General features: G+C 60.7%; 1 protein-coding gene. It reads left to right on the forward strand.

Annotated features, from left to right (window positions below; genetic code table 11):
• Nucleotides 1-399 (forward strand): immunoglobulin-like domain-containing protein (locus F3J43_RS23705; protein WP_205298076.1); only part of this gene is annotated, 399 nt, incomplete at both ends.

The raw sequence follows: 399 nt of genomic DNA on the forward strand, positions 1-399 counted from the left end.
ACCACGACCTGACCGTCACCCTGTCCAACGGTGCCAAGGTAGTGATCGCCGCTGGCCAGACCGAAGCCGAGTACAAGGCTCCGGCTCAAGGCGATGACGTCTTCAAGGATGGCGAGGCCCTGACCATCGGCATCACCGATGCCACCGTCACTGGCAAAACCTTCGAGAATCTGGAACTGGGTGGCGATGCCACCGTCCAGATCACCGATACCATCAGCGAAGTCGTCGCTACCCTGACCGCTGACAAGACCACCGTCGCCGAAGGTGGTGAGATCACCTACACCGTGACCCTGAGCAACGGCCAGAACCTGCCCGTTACCGGTCACAACGGTCTGACCTTCACCTTGTCCGATGGCACCAAAGTCACCATTCCGGCTGGCAGTGCTTCCGGCACCGTGA

Source organism: Pantoea sp. Cy-639 (assembly GCF_011752525.1).
Taxonomy (GTDB): domain Bacteria; phylum Pseudomonadota; class Gammaproteobacteria; order Pseudomonadales; family Pseudomonadaceae; genus Aquipseudomonas.